Source organism: Methylocaldum sp. RMAD-M (genome assembly GCF_017832375.1).
GTDB lineage: Bacteria > Pseudomonadota > Gammaproteobacteria > Methylococcales > Methylococcaceae > Methylocaldum.
Genome location: NZ_JAFIBZ010000009.1, coordinates 93,333 through 110,374, shown reverse-complemented (window position 1 = coordinate 110,374; position 17,042 = coordinate 93,333). Strand labels below are relative to the sequence as shown.

Annotated in this window: 14 protein-coding genes and 1 pseudogene; 9 read left to right on the top strand and 6 right to left on the bottom strand. The window is 57.7% G+C overall.

What is annotated here, in order from left to right:
* Positions 1-106: 106 nt before the first annotated feature.
* The 6 genes from JOD69_RS11410 to JOD69_RS11385 form a co-directional block, all read right to left on the bottom strand.
* Complete coding sequence (locus tag JOD69_RS11410) at positions 107-1,429, bottom strand: CmpA/NrtA family ABC transporter substrate-binding protein (protein WP_240507076.1); 1,323 nt, start codon at positions 1,427-1,429, stop codon at positions 107-109.
* A 785-nt stretch (positions 1,430-2,214) separates the two neighbouring features.
* Positions 2,215-2,436, bottom strand: coding sequence for a GMC oxidoreductase (locus JOD69_RS11405; RefSeq protein ID WP_139841116.1), 222 nt, complete (start codon positions 2,434-2,436; stop codon positions 2,215-2,217).
* 55 nt (positions 2,437-2,491) lie between these two features.
* Positions 2,492-2,827 (bottom strand): hypothetical protein, encoded by a 336-nt coding sequence (locus JOD69_RS11400; protein WP_205781106.1) that lies wholly within the window; start codon positions 2,825-2,827, stop codon positions 2,492-2,494.
* A 419-nt stretch (positions 2,828-3,246) separates the two neighbouring features.
* Positions 3,247-5,145, bottom strand: a complete 1,899-nt coding sequence (locus JOD69_RS11395) for an ATP-binding cassette domain-containing protein (protein WP_086134783.1) — start codon at positions 5,143-5,145, stop codon at positions 3,247-3,249.
* A 101-nt stretch (positions 5,146-5,246) separates the two neighbouring features.
* A complete protein-coding gene (locus JOD69_RS11390; protein ID WP_086134782.1) occupies positions 5,247-6,341 on the bottom strand; it encodes a hypothetical protein in 1,095 nt (364 codons plus the stop codon).
* A 226-nt stretch (positions 6,342-6,567) separates the two neighbouring features.
* On the bottom strand, positions 6,568-7,857 hold the full coding sequence (locus JOD69_RS11385) for a citrate synthase (protein WP_086134781.1): 1,290 nt from the start codon (positions 7,855-7,857) through the stop codon (positions 6,568-6,570).
* A 217-nt stretch (positions 7,858-8,074) separates the two neighbouring features.
* Here JOD69_RS11385 and truA point away from each other — a divergent pair, with 217 nt between their 5' ends.
* From truA to purF, 9 genes and pseudogenes are all read left to right on the top strand, one after another.
* Positions 8,075-8,890: a tRNA pseudouridine(38-40) synthase TruA gene (gene truA, locus JOD69_RS11380; RefSeq protein WP_086134780.1), complete on the top strand. Its 816-nt coding sequence runs from the start codon at positions 8,075-8,077 to the stop codon at positions 8,888-8,890.
* Positions 8,887-9,546, top strand: coding sequence for a phosphoribosylanthranilate isomerase (locus tag JOD69_RS11375; RefSeq protein WP_077729529.1), 660 nt, complete (start codon positions 8,887-8,889; stop codon positions 9,544-9,546). Before truA ends, JOD69_RS11375 begins: the two co-directional genes overlap by 4 nt.
* The gene (trpB, locus tag JOD69_RS11370; protein WP_086134779.1) at positions 9,521-10,741 is read left to right on the top strand and encodes a tryptophan synthase subunit beta; all 1,221 of its coding nucleotides are present in this window, start codon (positions 9,521-9,523) and stop codon (positions 10,739-10,741) included. Before JOD69_RS11375 ends, trpB begins: the two co-directional genes overlap by 26 nt.
* Positions 10,738-11,547: a tryptophan synthase subunit alpha gene (gene trpA, locus JOD69_RS11365; protein ID WP_086134778.1), complete on the top strand. Its 810-nt coding sequence runs from the start codon at positions 10,738-10,740 to the stop codon at positions 11,545-11,547. Before trpB ends, trpA begins: the two co-directional genes overlap by 4 nt.
* 8 nt (positions 11,548-11,555) lie before the next feature.
* Positions 11,556-12,401, top strand: a pseudogene (accD, locus tag JOD69_RS11360) (acetyl-CoA carboxylase, carboxyltransferase subunit beta); the annotation flags it as partial.
* A 129-nt stretch (positions 12,402-12,530) separates the two neighbouring features.
* Complete coding sequence (gene folC / locus JOD69_RS11355; protein ID WP_077729525.1) at positions 12,531-13,793, top strand: bifunctional tetrahydrofolate synthase/dihydrofolate synthase; 1,263 nt, start codon at positions 12,531-12,533, stop codon at positions 13,791-13,793.
* A gap of 13 nt (positions 13,794-13,806) precedes the next feature.
* Positions 13,807-14,901 carry an SPOR domain-containing protein gene (locus JOD69_RS11350; RefSeq protein ID WP_077729524.1) on the top strand — a complete coding sequence of 365 codons (1,095 nt, stop codon included), beginning with the start codon at positions 13,807-13,809 and terminating at the stop codon, positions 14,899-14,901.
* A 78-nt stretch (positions 14,902-14,979) separates the two neighbouring features.
* On the top strand, positions 14,980-15,480 hold the full coding sequence (locus JOD69_RS11345; RefSeq protein ID WP_086134776.1) for a CvpA family protein: 501 nt from the start codon (positions 14,980-14,982) through the stop codon (positions 15,478-15,480).
* A 26-nt stretch (positions 15,481-15,506) separates the two neighbouring features.
* Positions 15,507-17,015, top strand: coding sequence for an amidophosphoribosyltransferase (gene purF / locus JOD69_RS11340; RefSeq protein ID WP_077729522.1), 1,509 nt, complete (start codon positions 15,507-15,509; stop codon positions 17,013-17,015).
* The last annotated feature ends 27 nt before the right edge of the window (positions 17,016-17,042 follow it).

Here is a 17,042-nt window from a genome sequence, read left to right as displayed (position 1 = left end):
CGACCTGCGCATTTCCGATGCTCAGCCAAACCGCGGTAAAAAAACGCGCTACAAAAGGCAGCGGGCTTTTCTCGTGCATCGAAGCGGTCAACTGCCGTTTCCAGGGTTACGGCTTTTCGTTGCCCTTGAGGCCGATCTTGAACTGCTTCAGGTAATCGTTGGGTTTACGCCCGTCGTAGACGGTGCCGTCGATGAAACCTTTTTGCGGGCCCTTGAATCCGGTCTCCTTGTCGAAATCGGGGAAGTCCTGAGCGCTAAGCTTGCCTTCGGCAATCAACTCTTTGGCCGCGGCGGCGTAAATGTCCGGACGATAGACTTTCTTCGCCGTCTCCATGTACCAGGAATCGGGCTTGGCCTCGGGAATCTGGCCCCAGCGGCGCATCTGGGTGAGGTACCAGATGGCATCGGAGTAGTAGGGGTAGGTGGCGTGATAACGGAAGAACACGTTGAAATCGGGTGCCTCGCGCTTGTCGCCCTTTTCGTATTCGAAGGTGCCGGTCATGCTGTTCGCGATCACCGCTTCGTCCGCACCCACGTAGTTCGGTTTCGAGATGATTTTCACAGCCTCGGCGCGGTTCTTGTTGTTCTCTGCATCCAGCCAGTACCCGGCGCGGATCAGCGCCTTCACCACGCGGATATGGGTGTTGGGATTGGCGTCCGCCCAGGCTTTGGTGACGCCGAACACCTTCTCCGGATTGTTCACCTGGACCTCGTAGTCGGTGGCCACCGGCACGCCGATCCCCTTGAACACGGCCTGCTGGTTCCAGGGCTCGCCTACGCAATAGCCGTCGATGGTGCCCGCTTCCATGGTGGCCGGCATCTGCGGCGGCGGCGTCACCGATATCAGCACATCGGCCTTGAGCGTGCCGCTGATGTCGCCCTTGGTGGGCGCGTAATAGCCCGGATTCATGCCGCCTGCCGCCAGCCAGTAACGCAATTCATAATTGTGGGTGGATACCGGGAACACCACGCCCATGTTGAAGGGCTTGCCCTTTTTCTTGTAACCGTCGACGACCGTCTTGAGGTATTTGGGGTCGATGGGATGCACCGGCTTGCCGTCCTTCATCGGCAGCTTCTTCTTCAATTCCTCCCAAACGGCGTTGGAAACGGTGATGCCGTTGCCGTTGAGGTCCATGCTGAAGGCGGTGATGACGTCGGCCTGGGTGCCGAAGCCGATCGTTGCTCCTATGGGTTGCCCGGCCAGCATGTGGGCGCCGTCGAGTTCGCCCGAGATCACCCGATCGAGCAGCACTTTCCAGTTGGCCTGGGCTTCCAGCGTGACGGACAGCCCCTCGTCCTCGAAATAGCCGTTCTCGTAGGCGATCGCCAGCGGCACCATATCGGTCAGCTTGATGAAGCCGAACTTGAGCGAAACTTTTTCCGGTGGCCCCACCTCCGCTTGCGCCTCGTGGGGACCCGCCGCCATCATCGCGCAAAGCGCAACCGCCATGGCCATGCCGGCCGCCTGCCGCATGAACCGGCGCCGACCGACGCCGGCCCTTTGGACCCCCGCTCCCCGTACAGCCTTTTCGTCTCCCATTTTTGTGCTCCAGTGTTTATCGTCGGGCAAAAAAAAGCGCCTGGCTGCCATCATCGATGGCAGCGAGACGCCGTTGTCGATTTTTCGCGCGCCGCCTTTGGCGCGCAGCTTGTTCAATGAGTCATAGAAGCAGAAGGTATGCCAGGCGCCGGAAAGTCACGGAGCTATGGATATTCGAGCCTTTGCGATCCGCTTATTGGCAGAACTCGTCGACCTTTCGTGCACCAATGCAGGGATGCCGCACGAATATGAAACACGCAATGCATTCGGAAGGGCTGCGCGCGTAGGCAAGGACCGGAAATTCGTAGGTCGGCAATCCGTTGCCGACGCACTGGAGCGGCTGTCGGATTGGTTTACGGCTCGTGGGAGCAGGCTTTAGAGCATTTTCATACCTACTGTACGGGCACTCGCGCGTAGGTCGGGAATCCCTTCCCAATCGCAAACGGGCCTTTAATCGGCCCCTTCCAATCGCAAACGGCGTCTTCGGGAAGGGCGTGGCCGGCGCTCCCGGCCAAGCCGTTTGCGATTGGAAGGGTCATCCCAGCGCTCCTGGGATGGCCGTTTGCGATTGGAGCGCCGAAGCCCCCCTTCCCGACGCCATGCCCCGGCCGAGCGTCTTTGTCGGCAAGGGATTGCCGACCTACCTTGGACGCTACGCCAAACCGGAAAACGCTCTAGCCGTTCCGAAGCAGATCCGCTGCCTTCTCGGCGATCATGATCGTCGGCGCATTGGTGTTGCCGCTCACGATGGTCGGCATGATCGAAGCATCGACCACCCGCAGTCCCTCGATTGCGTGCACCTTCAAGCGGGAATCGACGACGCCATGGCGTCGTGGCCCATCTCGCAGGTGCCGGCCGGGTGCCAGGTGGTGGAGGCCGTACGCCTCACGAAGGATTCGAGATCCGCGTCGCTTCGGAGGTGTGCTCCCGGTGCGACCTCGTCGGAATGGCTCAGGTAGTTGGGGTCGATGACCGGCCGGTCGAGCGGATCGCCGAGGCCAGCGTGACCTCTCCGCGGCTCAGGGGCCGATTGATGTAGGCGGTGAACGTGATGCCGTGCCGGTTGGTGGCTCCCGCTTCGGGATAATCGGGCGGCAGGGTCATCAGGAAGAACAGCTGTAGCCCGGGAATCGTCTCTTCCGGACGGCTTTTGACGAAGGCCCCCGCCTCGAGGAAATTCGAAGCCAGCGCGCCGCTTCGGCTCGCTTCGTATTCCCGCAGCGCAGCGGCCTTTTGCGCTTCCGGAAGCGGGGCGAAGGTCAACGCTTGTGTGATCTCGCAGCGCACCCTCGTGTGGAGATGGTCCTGGAGGTTCTTGCCGACTCCCGGAAGATCATGGCGAATGCCGATGCCAACCGCTGAAGTTCCCGCGCCGCCAGCGCATGCCCCAATGCGCCTAGAGCACAGGCGGATGGGGTAGGGATGGCGACCCTGAGCCGCAGGTCCTCGCAGACCGCCTATATACCATGATCCATCGAAGCTCTGTCGGGATCGCCGGTGAACATGGTCTCGGCTTGCAGCATGCGGGTGATGCGGTAGTTGCCGTCGATACGCTCGGGCGCGTCGCCCCAGAAGACGGCGGTATAGCCCAGACCGCAATAGGCGGCGGCCGCCGCCGTCGCGGTCGTCGCGAAGTCCGATCAGCGAGCACGCTCTGTTTCGGGGGCATTGGGACCACTACGGAAAATGAGCCTGCGGGCGCCGGCTCAAGTGCTCAGCTGTTCCCGCAAGGCCTCCAGTTCTTCCCAGCGCATATACGCCGCCTCCACCGTCTGCTGCAATTCCGCCAGCCGGGCCTGGGTTCCGGTAATGGTGTCTTTCGTCTGCTGATAGAACTCGGGGCGGGAGATCGCTTCATTCAATGAGGCTATTTCGGTTTCGAGCGCCTCGATCTGCTGGGGCAAAGCCTCGAGTTCGCGCTGTTCCTTGAAGCTCAACTTTCTCAGCTTTTCCTTGACCGGCTTGGGCGGAATCGGTTTTTCAACGGCCGGCTTTGCCGGGGCGGGCTGAGGTGCCGGGCGTTGCCGCACCCAGTCGTCGTAGCCGCCCACGTAATCGTTGACAATGCCGTCGCCTTCGAACGCCAGCACGCTGGTGACGAGGTTGTTCAGGAACGCCCGGTCGTGGCTCACCAGCAATACGGTGCCGTCGTAATCGGTCAACAGTTCTTCCAGCAGTTCCAGCGTGTCCGCGTCCAGATCGTTGGTGGGTTCGTCGAGCACCAGGAGATTCGCGGGCTGAGTGAACAGCCGCGCGAGCAGGAGGCGGTTGCGCTCGCCCCCCGAAAGCGACTTCACCGGCTGACGTGCCCGTTCGGGAGTGAAGAGGAAATCCTTGAGGTAGCCGATGGCGTGAACGTTGCGCCCGTTGACGCTCACCCGGTCGCTGCCTTGGGCGACATTGTCGATCACCGATTTTTCTTCCTCGAGCTGTGCCCGGTACTGGTCGAAATAGGCGATTTGCAGGTTGGTTCCAAGACGGATGCGGCCCGACGTCGGTTGCAGTTCGCCCAGCATCAGGCGAAGCAGGGTGGTCTTGCCGCAGCCGTTGGGCCCGATGATGCCGACCTTGTCGCCCCGCAGGATCGTGGTGGAAAAATCGCGCACGATCGGTTGACCGCCGTAATCGAACCGAACGTTCTCGGCTTCCACCACCAGTCGTCCGGACTTTTCCGCCTGCTGCAGCAGCATGCTGACCTGGCCGGTACGGCCCCGCCGTTCCGCGCGTTCCTGGCGCATGTCGAGCAGACGCCGTACCCGGCCCATGTTGCGGGTGCGGCGCGCCTTGATGCCTTCGCGAATCCAGGCTTCTTCCTGCGCGAGCCTTTTATCGAATTCCGATTGAGCCTTGGCTTCGGCGTTCAGTTGTTCTTCCTTGCGCTTCAGATAGGTGGCGTAATCGCCGGGCCAGTCGAACAGCTTGCCCCGGTCGAGCTCGATAATCCGGGTTGCCAGCCTTTGCAGGAACATCCGGTCGTGGGTGATGAAGATCAAAGTTCCCGGCCAACCGAGCAGAAATTCCTCCAGCCAAAGAATCGCCGCGAGATCGAGGTGGTTGGTGGGCTCGTCGAGCAATAATACGTCGGGCTCTGAGACTAGGGCTCGGGCCAGCAACACCCGGCGTTTCAGGCCGCCCGACAGAGACTCGACATCGGTATCCACCGGCAGGTCGAGCTTAGACAGCAGGGATTCGACTTTCCGGTGGAGATCCCAGCCGCCGATGGCATCGATCGCGTGCTGGCATTGCTCCAATTCCGCCAAGGACTTCGAGTCGGAATGGCTCGCAACGCGATGGGATACGTCATGAAACCGGCGGATCAACTCGCCCGTATCGCCCAACCCGCCTGCAACGACGTCGAACACGCTGCCGGTGGCGTCCAGCGGGACTTCCTGATCGAGCCGGGCGATGCGCAAGCCCTCTTGATCGATGATTTCCCCTTCATCCGGAATCAAATCGCCTGTCAAAAGTTTGAGCAACGTGGATTTCCCCGCTCCGTTGCGTCCGACGAGGCACACCCGCTCGCCTTTTTCCAGGGAAAAGCCGATGCCGTCCAGCAGAGGCTGACCGAAGCTGACGTGTATATTGCGGAAGGTGATTAAAGCCATCGGAGTGTGGGACAGGAAAAAACGGGAATTTTACGCGCAGAAGTAGTTTGTCGCACCGAATCCGGAGCAATCGAGACCGCTGGACGATCGTTGCGGGGCACTCAGGGAGCGCAGCGTTCGGTCGGAGCGACAATGCGCAGATATCGTTGGGGTCGCCGCTCTTCGAACAGCTTCACCCGGTTCACGACATCCTCGGCACTGGTCTTGCCGATGGGGCCGGCTACGCTCCGCCCGGTCGCGGTAGCGAGCAAGTGTACATAGGTTTGATGAGGGCCGGAGGCAAGCTTCGAGTGTACCAAGGCACCGCCGACATCCCAGGGAGATTCTCTCTCCGGTACGCTGCTGCCCGGATTGCACATGCCGAGCACGATCAAGCCGTTCGGCTTGACGAGAGAACGCAAACTTTGGACGAAGTTTCGAAACCGCTCCGGGCTAAGCTCTTCGAATGAGCGCAAAACGAAGAGCGGAACTCTGCATATGGATTCGCAGGCTGCGCGCTTGAGATCCCGATCGGTATCGTTCGGAATGGAGGCCAGCATCGCGGCCGAACATTGGCGCTGCAGGCAAGCGGTATCCAAGGGTTGGAGTCTGCGCTCTTTGCTTATCAGAATATTTCTGATTTCCGTAGAATCTTTTCGGGAAAGTTCTTTCCAACGGCCGTCCATGAAGCTGCTGAATTCCCGATTCTGGCGGATGTCATAGGTAACGGTGAAAATCTCCGCAACTCCGGGCTGCGCCTCGACGATCCGGGTCGCTTTAGCGTGATCTCCCTCGATGGTGAGCGCGTTCTGAATGATATGACCGTTCAGAATCGGTCCGTCATATCCGCCGTGTCCGATAAGAATCACTCGGTCGAAAGGCGCCGAGCGCTGCGCCAACATATCGGCCTTGCGGTAGTAGTCCTCCCATTTGCGGACATCCCGCAACCAAGTGACTTGTGCGGAGAAGCTGGTTCGATAAAAAGCCTCGATTTCCGCCGCCGGGCGTTCTGGCCAGCGTTCGTTTTCCGCGGAATCCGGATCTTTTCTTAAGAGGGGAATAAGCAATACCCGAGTCGGCGAACGAACGGGAGTCGATGCGGCCGCTGGGGCCGATTCAGGTTTGCACAGGCTTTCTTCGGCGGCTGACGCGGAAAGAAAGGACAGGACGAGAAAGTGGGAAGCAAGCCAGGCAATGACGTGCGATTTTCGATTCAAGACGGCGATACGATAACCCTTGTATCAAATTTGACTCAATAAACGGCATCGGGTTGCCCCAAGGCGATCGAAAGAAGCCGGAAGTCCGAAGCGGTAAACGTCAGCGGCCGCTTTGCCGGTGGGCGATGCGTTCGGAAGCGGTCAATGGCGGGCAAGCGCCGATGCTACGCGCCCGGTTCGGATGTCCCCGTCGGACCGGGAGCAAAGCATAATTCGAAGACGGATTCTACCTGTCGTTCATGGGTTTATAGGCCCGTTGCCGTTCGCCGATGTATATCTGGCGGGGCCGTGCGATTCTCATGCCGGGTTCCTCGATCATTTCCTTCCAGTGAGCAATCCAGCCAGGCAGTCTTCCCAAAGCGAACATTACGGTAAACATGTTCGTCGGAATCCGCATGGCACGGTAGAGGATTCCCGAATAGAAATCGACATTGGGGTAAAGCTTGCGCTCGATGAAGTAGGGATCGGTGAGCGCCACTTCCTCTAGGCCCTTGGCGATTTCGAGAATCGGGTCGTGAATGCCCAGCTTTCCGAGTACTTCGTCGCAGTGCTTTTTGATGATCTGCGCCCTGGGGTCGTAATTCTTGTAGATTCGGTGTCCGAACCCCATCAGTCGAAATGGATCGTTTTTATCCTTGGCCTTGTCGATGAATTTCTTGTAGTTTCCGCCGTCGGCCGCGATCGCCTCCAGCATTTCGATCACAGCCTGGTTGGCGCCGCCGTGCAGCGGACCCCACAAGGCGCAGATGCCGGCCGAAATGGATGCAAAAAGGTTGGCCTTGGAAGATCCCACCATGCGAACGGTCGAGGTGGAGCAATTCTGCTCGTGGTCGGCATGCAGGATGAACAATACGTCCAGCGCCTTGCGCGTCACCTCGTCCGGCTCGTACAGTTTGACCGGCGTCGTGAACATCATGTGCAGGAAGTTGGAGAGGTAGTCCAGTTCCGGACGGCTGTAGACAAAAGCTTCACCCACCGATCGCTTGTAGGCGAAGGCGGCCAGCACACGCACTTTGGACAGGAGCCGGGTAATGGTTTGGTCCCGCTCGTGCGGCGACTGATCCGGTTTCAACAGTTCCGGATGATAAACCGAGAGGGAACACACCATTGCCGAAAGAATGGCCATGGGATGGGCATGGCCGGGGTACGAGGTGAAGAAGCTCTTCATGTCCTCGTGAATCAGCGAGTGGAAAAGGACCTTGTCCTTGAATTTCGTAAATTGCTCGGCGTTCGGCAACTCGCCGTAAATGAGCAAATAGCAGACTTCCATGAACGTCGACTTCTCGCAGAGCTCGGCAATGTCGATCCCGCGGTAGCGGAGAATTCCTTTGTCGCCGTCTATGTAGGTGATGGCGGATGTGCAGGAGCCTGTATTGGCGTAACCGGGATCGACGGTGATGTAACCGGTCGATGCCTGGAGCCGGGTGATATCCAGCCCTTTTTCGTTCTCGGTACCGACGACGACGGGAATATCGAACCGTTTGCCGTCCAGTTCGAGCTTTGCTGTGTCTGCCATAATGCTAAGAAACCCTAAATACGGACTTTGTTCTCGTTTCTGTTTCAGTGTAACGACAACCGGTCATTTAACGCTAGCCTGCCTAAAGAGTGCTCAGTCGTTTTTCGATGCTTTTCAGTAGGCCCGTTTCGGCCGCGATTGTTTCAAGATGGTAACATTGGACTGATAGCGGAACGTTCTTTCCTGTTATCTTGTTAAACAAATAATTTCTAAAACGATGCGTATCGCCTTGGGTATCGAGTATGACGGTCAAGCCTTCTCCGGTTGGCAATGGCAAAAGGGGAAGCTTACCGTCCAGGGCGCGGTCGAAGACGCTCTAAGCCGCGTTGCGGCCGAGTCGATTCGCGTCATCTGTGCTGGCCGGACGGATGCGGGCGTGCATGCCTTGGAGCAAGTCGTCCATTTCGATACCAAGGTGTACCGTAAGCCGTATTCCTGGCTGATGGGGACTAATACGGCGCTTCCCGAAGACGTGCGTATCCTCTGGGTTCAAGAGACTCCGGAGGACTTCCATGCGCGCTACAGCGCCATCGCTCGATTCTATCGGTATGTCATCCTGAATCGCCCGATGAAGTCCGCGCTCTTCAGACGACAACTCACCTGGCATTTTCATCCGCTCAATGAGAAAGCCATGCAGGAGGCGGCAAACAATCTGATCGGGGAACATGATTTTTCCTCGTTCCGAGCCCAGGACTGCCAATCCAAGAGTCCCATGCGCCGGATGCATTTCATCCACGTGCGGCGGGAGAATGACAGGGTTATCATCGAGCTGTGCGCCAATGCTTTCCTGCATCATATGGTTCGGAATATGGTAGGCGTCTTGATGGAGGTTGGATCGGGCAAGCAGCGCCCGGATTGGGCGGCCGAGGTTCTCGGGGCCCGAGACCGAAAGTGCGCCGGTGTTACGGCGCCGGCCGACGGGTTATACTTAGGCGGTGTTTATTACCCTCCCCATTTCGGTTTACCCCGTCATCCGATATTCGATTATCTGCCGGAAGACGCCAGTCGTTATACTCCTTCGGAAAGCGAGTGAAATTTCCGTATCCCTTCCGTAGAACTCGCGTTAAAATCTGCGGCTTCACCCGCCCGGACGACGCCTTGATAGCTGTTCAACTGGGCGCCGACGCCGTCGGTTTGGTTTTTTATCCGCCAAGTCCACGAAATCTCGACGTCGAGACGGCGCAAAGCATCGTGTCTGCTTTGCCGCCATTCGCCACGGTGGTCGGGTTGTTCGTCGATGAAGACGAGGTTGTGGTCCGCGAGATTTTGCAACAGGTACGTATCGATCTGATTCAGTTTCACGGTGATGAAAGCCCGGATTACTGCCGCCGTTTCGGAAAACCCTATATCAAGGCCGTAAGGATGCGGTCGGAAACAGATCTGACGACAATTGTGGATACTTATCCGGATGCGGCAGGTTTTCTGTTGGACGCATGGCATTCGGATGCCAAGGGGGGGACCGGTCATCGCTTCGACTGGGACTTGATTCCGAAGGAACTCCGCCGATCGGTGATCTTGGCCGGAGGGCTTGCTCCTGATAACGTCGTGGAAGCCTTGCGGACGGTGCAGCCTTATGCCGTCGACGTATCCAGCGGTGTAGAAGCAGGCAAGGGCATCAAGGATGCCGATAAAATGGCGGCGTTTCTAGAACAGGTACACGAATATGACCATAGAGTACACATCGACTGAATCGTACAACCTGCCCGACGAGCGGGGCCACTTCGGGCCCTATGGCGGCGTATTCGTTGCCGAAACCTTGATGTATCCGATTCAGGAGTTGAGGGACGCGTATTATCGCTACATGAAAGATCCCGAGTTCCTTGCGGAATTAGATTACGATCTCAAGCATTACGTGGGGCGCCCTTCGCCGATCTATTACGCGGAGCGCCTTAGTTCAATGCTGGGTGGCGCGCAAGTTTTCTTCAAACGCGAGGATCTCAATCACACCGGTGCCCATAAGGTCAACAATACCGTAGGACAAGCTTTGCTCGCTAAACGTATGGGCAAACAGCGCGTTATAGCCGAGACCGGCGCCGGACAGCACGGCGTGGCTACCGCTACAGTCGCCGCCCGCTTGGGAATGGAGTGCGTGGTTTATATGGGGGCTGTCGACGTCGAGCGCCAGGCCCTCAATGTGTTCCGCATGAAGTTGCTCGGCGCGACCGTGGTGCCGGTGGAATCCGGTTCGAAAACCCTAAAGGACGCGCTCAACGAGGCCATGCGCGATTGGGTTACGAATGTGGACAATACCTTTTATATCATCGGCACAGTGGCCGGTCCTCATCCTTATCCGGCCATGGTTCGCGATTTTCAGGCGGTCATAGGCCGCGAAGCCAGACAGCAGATGAAGGAACTCACCGGTAGCTTGCCGGACGCGCTGGTAGCTTGCGTCGGAGGCGGTTCGAACGCCATAGGCCTGTTCTATCCCTTCATAGACGAACACGGCGTATCGATGTACGGTGTCGAGGCGGCGGGCGAGGGCATTGCGACCGGTCGCCACTCGGCTCCTCTGAGCGCCGGCAAACCAGGCGTTCTGCACGGCAATCGCACCTATCTCATGGAGGACGAGGATGGCGAGATCATCGAAACCCATTCGATTTCAGCCGGCCTCGATTACCCCGGCGTGGGTCCGGAGCATTCCTGGTTAAAGGACAGCGGTCGGGCCGCATACGTCAGCATCACCGATGACGAGGCGATGGAGGCCTTTCACACGCTGACCCGGATCGAAGGCATCATTCCGGCGCTGGAGTCCAGCCACGCCGTGGCTTACGCCATGAAGCTCGCGCCCACCATGAGCAAGGATCAAAAAATCCTGGTCAACCTATCGGGACGCGGGGACAAAGACATCAACACCATTGCAAGGCGCGAAGGAATTACCCTGTGAGCCGTTTGACCGCCAAGTTCCAGACTTTAAAACAAGCCAACCGGAAAGCTCTCATTCCTTTCATCACGGCGGGCGATCCCCATCCGGATTTCACGGTTCCGGCGATGCACGCGATGGTGGAGGCCGGGGCCGACATCATCGAACTGGGCGTGCCTTTCTCCGATCCGATGGCGGATGGTCCGGTCATCCAAAAGGCCAGCGAGCGAGCTCTTCTGCACAAGATGAGCCTTCGCCGCGTGCTGGACATGGTAGAAAAGTTCCGTTCGAACGATAGCGAGACTCCTGTCGTTCTCATGGGGTATCTCAACCCGGTCGAGTGCATGGGGTACCGCGCGTTCGTCGACAGGGCCAGGAGCGCTGGCGTCGACGGCGTTCTTACCGTGGACATGCCTCCCGAAGAATCGTCCGACCTGTTGTCGCTTTTGGAGCAAGCCGGTATCGATCCGATCTTTTTGCTCGCCCCCAACAGTACCGATGAGCGGATACGCAAGATGGGCCAGTTGGGGCGGGGCTATTTGTATTACGTCTCTCTGAAAGGTGTCACCGGCGCCTCGCATTTGGATTTGAGCGATGTCGAGCGTAAGCTTTCCGAAATTCGCGCGCTAACGGATCTGCCGCTGGGCGTCGGGTTCGGCGTCAAGAACGCCGAGATCGCGGCCACGATCTCCAAATTTGCCGACGCGGTGGTAGTGGGCAGTGCGCTGGTCGAGAAAATCGAGGTTGCACGGGGCGACTCCGGGCGAGCGCTCAACGATATCGTCGATCTGTTGAAATCCATGCGTACCGCGATGGACGCATCTTTTTAGCGAGAGTCATCACCTTGAGCTGGTTTCACAAATTAGTACCTTCGAAAATCCGCACGGAAGCGTCTACGAAAAGCGCGATCCCCGAAGGCTTGTGGAGCAAATGTCCGGCCTGCAACGCAATTCTGTACCGGTCGGAAGTCGAACGGAATCTGGAGGTTTGCCCGAAGTGCGGCCATCACATGCGCATCAGCGGGCGCAAGCGCCTGCATCTGTTTCTCGACCCCGGCAATCGCCTGGAAATCGGCGAAGGACTTACGCCCGTCGATCCGCTTAAGTTCAAAGACAGCAAGAAGTACAAGGATCGCTTGGTTCAGGCGCAAAAAGCCACCGGCGAAAAGGACGCGCTGATCGTCGTCGCCGGTCAGCTCCAAGGCCGGCCATTAGTCGCTGCCGCATTCAATTTCGAATTCATGGGCGGTTCCATGGGGTCGGTCGTGGGAGAGCGCTTCGTGCGGGGCGTCAATCACTGCCTGGAGCAGGGAATTCCATTGGTCGTCTTCAGCGCCAGCGGCGGCGCCCGTATGCAGGAATCCTTGTTGTCCCTGTTTCAAATGGCGAAAACCAGCGCTGCCTTGGCGCGGTTGGCCGATGCGGGCATTCCTTTCATTTCCGTGATGACCGATCCGACGATGGGAGGCGTATCAGCCAGTTTGGCCATGCTGGGCGACATCAACATCGGTGAGCCGGGCGCTCTGATCGGGTTTGCGGGACCGCGCGTGATCGAACAGACGGTCCGCGAAAAACTGCCGGAAGGATTTCAGAGAAGCGAGTTTTTGCTCAATCACGGCGCTCTGGACATGATCGTCGATCGTCGGGAGATGCGCGAAAAAATCGCGTCCCTGTTGTCGATACTGGCCTTTGAAAAGCCGGCTGCCGCCAGTATCGAGGCGGTCGTCGTCGAAAAGCGCGTCGAAAGACCCGAAATGCTTGCCGCGGCTTATACCTCTCTTTCTGCCGAAGAACTTACGGGCAACGAATAGTTCATGCGTTTCAAAACGCTGGCTGATTGGCTGGCCTGGCAGGAGACCCTGCACCCGAAGTCTATCGACCTCGGCTTGTCCCGCGTCAAAATGGTCCATGGACGGCTTGGTCGTCGCGAAAAGCCGCCTTTCACCATCACCGTCGGCGGCACAAACGGAAAAGGCTCATGTGTAGCGATGTTGGACGCGATTTTACGCCAGGAGGGCTACCGGGTCGGCACATATACGTCGCCGCATCTTCTACGCTATAACGAGCGAATCCGTATTGACGGGGAACCCGTCAGCGACGACCGGATTTGCGACGCGTTCGAGCGTATTGAACGGGTGCGCGACGAGACGACTCTCAGTTTCTTCGAGTTCGGCACCTTAGCGGCGCTCGATATCTTCGCTACCGCCGATCTGGACGTACAAGTGCTCGAAGTCGGTTTGGGCGGTCGTCTGGACGCCGTCAATATCATCGACGCGGATGCGGCCCTGATTGCCAGCATCGACCTCGATCACCAGGATTGGTTGGGTGAAACCCGCACGGCCATAGGGCTGGAGAAAGCCGGTATTTTTCGACCCGGCAGACCCGCGGTCATCGGAGACAGCGATGTGCCGGAGGCCGTGGTCCGATATGCCGAGGAGGGTGGCGTGCCGCTTTCGTATGCGGGGCGGCATTTTATGTATGAGGTGTCCGGCGACGGATGGAACTGGCTGGGGCGAAACACCCAGCTGGCCGATTTGCCGTTTCCGGCGCTCCAAGGTAGTCACCAATTGATCAATGCGTCGGCTGTGTTGGAAGTCTTGCAGAGGATCGAAACCCACATGCCCGTATCAGCGGCGGCCGTTCGGAATGGGTTGAGAAATGTCACTTTGGCCGGACGGTTTCAGTACATCCCTGGAAGTGTTCCTGTATTATTGGACGTGGCGCACAATCCTCAGGCGGTGAGGGTATTGGCGGAATATCTGGGCTCCCGGTTTGGAGGGAAAACCATACATGCAGTCTTCGCCGTTATGCGCGACAAGGACGTTCTCGGGATTATCACTAACATAAAAGACCTGGTCGAGCATTGGTATTTGGCTCCCCTCAAAATGCCCCGGGCAGCGACTGCCGATCAACTTTTAGCTATTTTCGACAGTCTTGGCGTTTCAGCAGTCCGGTCTGGGTTCGCCGATGCTGCAGCGGCATTCGGTGCCGCCAAACAGGACGCGGAAAACGATCACCTCGTGCTCGTGTTTGGCTCATTCTTTCTAGTTTCCGAGTATTTGGCTCAAATGAGCTGAGTCCGAGGTATTCATGGATCAGCAACTGAAACAACGTCTCATCGGCGCTATCATCATTGTTTCTCTGGTAGTTATTTTCGTGCCCATGCTGTTCGAGGAACGGCAGGACGATCTAAGCGCTGCCGGCTCCGGCGAGATTCCGGCACTTCCCAAAGAGGTTGAAGCCAAGGCCATCGAGCTGCCGAACTCGGCAGCCGATGTTGCTCCGTCGGAGGAGAGCGAAAGCACTAGTACGGGTTATCGGATAATCCCCTTGACCGATGGCGATTCGACCGCCGCGGAAAGCGAGCAGTCCGCTTCTGCCGAGTCCGGCGAAAAGCCCGAAAATCGGGCGGCTTCTATAGCGGATAGTGAACCGACGGTTGCCGATGAGGATGTTTTGAAAGCCACGGGCGATGCGCAAACTAGTCGCGCAGCCGATCCCGCTGAATCGGACAAAGCGCAAGTGGCTAAAACCGATGAACCGGCAAAAGCCGCCGGAGTTAGCAAATCAAAACAGGCTCTCGCCAGAAAAAGCAAACTCGAGCCGACAACCCTGACGGTCAATTCGGAAGAGGGCGCCGTTGATACGATGCCGCCGGACCAGCCCGCCGCACTGCCTAAGGCGAAACCAAAAGCCCCGCCCGCGAAACCGATCGAAAAAGGATCGAAGAAGTCCGAGACGACAAGAGCTGCCGAATCGGCTAAATCTGCGTCGTCTCCGGTGAGTCCCCAAAAACCGGCGCAGATCAAGCCTTCATTGGATAATTCGAAGGCGGCACCGTCCGAAGCGGTTTCAAAAGCTCCTGAAATCCCATCGAAACCAGCCGTTGGAGGTGGGGGAGCGAAGCTTCCTGAGCCGCCAATTCCTGCACCGGAGGCATCCGATGACTTGGCGGCATGGGTAGTCCAAACCGGTAGTTTTACCACCGAGGGCAATGCGCGGTCACTGGCCGATAAGCTGCGAAAATCGAACTTTCCCGCATTTGTGGAGGTCGTTAACAACGCCGGAACCTCAGTCTACCGCGTTCAGGTAGGTCCCGAGTTGAACCGGACACGGGCAGAGCAGATACAGAAGCAGATTGAGAATACTATCGGTATCAAGGGTATCGTGGTTCCGCATCCGTGATCGCTGGCATTCCCGGATACCGGATTTCTGACCAGACGATTATCAATACGACAGTGCTATCGTCGGCGAGAGTACGACATGTCTAATCTGGTTTGGGTCGATTATTGTATTGCCGGAATCATTGGTTTATCAGCCTTCATCGGGCTGTTGCGCGGTCTTATTCGCGAAGTGTTTTCACTCTGTGCATGGGTTGCGGCAGCGTGGATCGGGTTGCAATTCAGCCGTGATTTTTCGGTTTATCTCGATTCCGTCATTTCCCTTCCCTCCGCCCGGATGGCTGCATCGTTTGGGATACTCTTTTTAGCCAGTTTGATATTGGCCAGCCTGGTTACTTTTTTGCTGCACATGCTGGTGAAAAGTACCGGGTTGACGGGGACCGATCGTCTTGCCGGAATGGTATTCGGTATCGGCCGCGGAGTCGTCATCGTTTCAGTGCTGGTTCTTTTGGCCGGAGCGACACCTCTTCCGGCAGACCCTTGGTGGAAAGAATCTGCCTTGATTCCGCCATTTCAGTCGTTAGCTTTATGGCTTCGCGACCAACTTCCGTCGGACTTCGGCAGTTATGTCAAATTTCGATGATTTTTTATTGTTAAGTGAGTTGACCTATGTGTGGTATTGCCGGCATCGTTTCCAGTGACGAAGTCAATCAGGAGCTGTATGAAGCCCTGACCGTATTGCAGCATCGGGGACAGGATGCCGCGGGTATCGTCACCTGCGAACACGATCGCTTTAACTTGCGCAAGGACAGCGGTTTGGTACGGGACGTATTTCATACTCGCCACATGGTGAACCTCAGGGGAAAGATGGGCATCGCCCACGTCCGTTATCCCACCGCCGGTTGCACGAGCTCGGCCGAAGCCCAGCCGTTTTACGTCAATTCTCCTTACGGCATCAGTCTGGCGCATAACGGTAATCTGACCAATGCCGAGGTGCTGAAGGAAGATCTGTTCGCCCAAGATCAACGACACATCAACACCGATTCCGACTCCGAGGTTCTCCTTAACGTCTTTGCTCATGAACTCCAGGAACTGGGGAAGCTTCGGGTCGGCCCCGAAGATGTGTTCCGTGCCGTGGCGGCCGTACACCAGCGCTGCCGGGGCGCTTACTCGGTGGTGGCGATGATCACCGGTTTCGGTATCATCGGTTTCCGGGACCCTTACGGCATTCGCCCCTTGGTGTTCGGCGAACGCAAGACCGCCAAGGGCACCGACTACATGATCGCATCGGAGAGCGTCGCCCTGGACGTGTTGGGATTCAAGCTGATTAGGGATGTGCAGCCTGGCGAGGCCGTGATCATCGAAAAGAACGGTACGCTACATACGCGTCGATGCGCCGAAAAAGTGCTTTATTCGCCGTGCATATTCGAATTCGTTTACTTCGCGCGTCCCGACTCCATCATCGACAATATCTCGGTCTACAAGGCCCGGCTTCGCATGGGCGATAAACTGGCCGAGAAAATTATGCGGCTGCGCCCGGATCACGACATCGATGTCGTGATCCCCATTCCGGATACGAGCCGGACTGCGGCGTTGCAGCTCGCCAACCGGCTGGGCGTGAAATACCGGGAGGGCTTTATCAAGAATCGCTACATCGGACGTACGTTCATCATGCCCGGACAACAGCTTCGCAAGAAGTCGGTCAGACAGAAACTGAACGCGATCGACCTCGAATTCAAGGACAAGAACGTTTTGCTGGTCGACGATTCAATCGTCCGAGGCACTACGTCCATGCAAATCATTCAAATGGCGCGGGATGCCGGAGCGCGCAAAGTTTACTTCGCGTCCGCGTCTCCGCCGGTACGCTATCCTAATGTATACGGCATCGACATGCCTGCGGCGCATGAATTGATCGCCCATGGGCGCAGCGAACAGGAGGTGCAGGATGAGCTTGGCGCGGATTGGTTGATTTATCAGGACTTGAGCGATTTGATCGAGGCCGTGCAGAGAGGAAATCCTTCCATCGGGCGGTTTGACACATCGTGTTTCAACGATGACTATGTCACCGGGGATATCAATCAGGAATACCTCGATCGGCTCAGCAAGCACCGTAACGATCAGTCCAAGGCCAGACGCTCGGCCGATGGTTCGATCATCGAGTTGCACAACGCGGGCTAGTATCACGGACGCTTTTTGCGAGGTAGA